Source organism: Nostoc sp. (genome assembly GCF_035638895.1).
Taxonomy (GTDB): domain Bacteria; phylum Cyanobacteriota; class Cyanobacteriia; order Cyanobacteriales; family Nostocaceae; genus Nostoc.
The window spans coordinates 1-2,037 of sequence record NZ_DASQZC010000595.1 but is presented as its reverse complement, the minus strand read 5'-3'; the positions used below and the strand labels follow the sequence as shown (position 1 = coordinate 2,037).

Sequence of the window (2,037 nt, the reverse complement as noted above, 5' to 3'; positions counted from 1 at the left end):
AAGCTTTGGAGTTGTCGCCCGAATATCGCCTGTGAAGACCCACGCAGAATAATCGTTCTCGGTTTTGGGGTTCGTGTCTGTCGCCATTTCGCACTTGCCAAGTCCCCACATACCCCACCTCTGTAAACGCATCAAGGATTTTGATGTAGTCAAGTCCATTTCCACTTGATAAGACTGCTGAAACTTGCTCCCAACAAAAAGCTGGAGGCTGGAGGATTTTAAGGAATCTGACGTATTCAAAAAACAACTGTCCGCGAGTTCCTTCAATCCCGGCGCGTTTTCCAGCAAGACTGAAATCCGGGCACGGACTCCCACCAATGACGATATCGACACCACAGAGGCAACTGATAAATTCGTCGTCAAGGGTGGTAATATCTTGTTCGATGAGTCGGGTGCTGGGGAATCGCTTTCTGTAGACGGCTGCGGCGTAGGGGTCGTTTTCGACTGCCCAGATGGGCTTGTATCCTGCTGCCTCCGCACCTTCTGTGTCGCCAGATGCCCCACTGAAAATATGTCCACTGGTGAGGTACATTCAACTTTCTCCCATTTAGCGATCGCACGAGAAGAATCAGCACCTTTGATTTCACTGAGATATTTCGTATGGATCAATTTGTTCTCGGTTGTCAGAACAAAATCCCAATTCTTGACTTCTTTCTTCCCATCCGAGGAAAGTGTAGGGTATTCGGCAACTACAATCTCCCCTTTTGTGATTGGATGATTACTCAGCAGGCGATCGCCTACCTCAAGATTCTTGGGCGTTAGCGAGTCATCAAGCGTCGCGTCTGAAATTTTTTTCACCAGCCTAATAGGCCAATCAAATGGATCGCCGCCAATACTAACAGCAAGTCTTGTGCCTCGAACACCGCATACTTCGGCACACTCTCCAGTGAGCGCTAGTTTGGCATTAGGGTTTTTGGCTTTGGTATCTATATCGCCAAAAGCGACATCGCATAGAAATTCGACGCGTAGCTTGCCGCCGCAGGCATCGCCTATTTTAAATTGCTGTGTACGCTCGTTATCTTCTGCCGTGGTAGTAGTGGACACTTTCGCGGTTGCAGGAAGTTTCTCTTGGAAGTTGTCAGGTTTTCCGACAACTTCAGTTGCAGGCAGCGTCCATCCTCTATGCTCTTTAGTTGTCCCACTCAAAATATTCATCAAGCAGGTACGGGATAACCCATGCTGTTCGGCGAAGGCTTTGAGATTGCTACCTTCAACAATTTCGCCAGTGGGCGATCGCAAAATAAATTTTCTGTGCTTGCGGTCAGGCGGCGTAATGGGTTGTCCATCCGGGGTGCAATGTCGCCATCCTCTGTGTATACCAATGATGCATCTCGAAAGTCGGGATAGGGCGATCGGGTCTAAACTGCGCTGACGCGCAAACTCACTCAGATTGGTTGTGGTGTAAATTTCTCCAGATGGTGAAAGGAAGTAGTAAGTAGGTGGTACGGGTAATTTCCTCCCACCAACAGCTTTAGTCCATCCTTTGTAACTGTGCAGTCTGCCATCTAGAAGATTGTATAAGCAATTTTCATACAAGCCATGTTCTTGGGCAAACTGGCGAACTCCTTTACCCGTGAAAATTTCTCCAGATGGGGAAACAAAGTCATAATCACGGTTGTGAAAGTTATCAAAGTCGCCTTTCTTGTTCCGTCCTCCCTTGGGTTTACAAAGTTTCTGCTTAATCTCCCAAGGTATTGGTTGCCCAGCCTTTGGTTTCCACTTGACAACGAACAGAGAAACTTGCTTTGGTGATGTGGTCATGATTTTGGCTCCCACATTGGGCATTGTTCACCGACTTGCTCAAACATCTGTTCGATCTCCACCAAATACTCACTCTCAATTTCAAGAATGGCTAAAACTTGTTTGCGGATACCACGCTCAAAATGACAGCACTCACCAGAGTAGGAAAATAACCCGCTATCAATTACTGAATGAAATTCTCCCATGAGGCAATTAAGGCAGGATTTAGTCATTCCCAATCCTCCAGGTCAATCCTATATTCTGCTGCTTCTATCGCTTCTTCTTCACTCTCAAATG

Annotated in this window: 4 protein-coding genes; 2 read left to right on the top strand and 2 right to left on the bottom strand. The window is 47.0% G+C overall.

Going from position 1 to position 2,037, the window contains the following annotated elements:
- The coding region (locus VE944_RS34265) for a DNA cytosine methyltransferase (RefSeq protein WP_414690175.1) at window positions 1–532 on the bottom strand (532 nt) is incomplete at its 3' end.
- A gap of 68 nt (window positions 533–600) precedes the next feature.
- On the opposite strand from VE944_RS34265, the gene VE944_RS34260 reads away from it, so the two are divergent.
- Window positions 601–762, top strand: coding sequence for a hypothetical protein (locus VE944_RS34260; RefSeq protein ID WP_414690174.1), 162 nt, complete (start codon window positions 601–603; stop codon window positions 760–762).
- 88 nt (window positions 763–850) lie between these two features.
- On the top strand, window positions 851–1,372 hold the full coding sequence (locus tag VE944_RS34255) for a hypothetical protein (RefSeq protein WP_414690173.1): 522 nt from the start codon (window positions 851–853) through the stop codon (window positions 1,370–1,372).
- A 385-nt stretch (window positions 1,373–1,757) separates the two neighbouring features.
- On the opposite strand, the gene VE944_RS29445 is transcribed toward VE944_RS34255, so the two are convergent.
- A complete protein-coding gene (locus tag VE944_RS29445) occupies window positions 1,758–1,973 on the bottom strand; it encodes a hypothetical protein (RefSeq protein ID WP_324985859.1) in 216 nt (71 codons plus the stop codon).
- Between the last annotated feature and the right edge of the window lie 64 nt (window positions 1,974–2,037).

Coding starts and splice junctions, on each gene's coding strand:
- VE944_RS29445 (WP_324985859.1), bottom strand. CDS start 1,973: ATGACTAAATCCTGCCTTAATTGCCTCATGGGAGAATTTCATTCAGTA.
- VE944_RS34260 (WP_414690174.1), top strand. CDS start 601: ATGGATCAATTTGTTCTCGGTTGTCAGAACAAAATCCCAATTCTTGAC.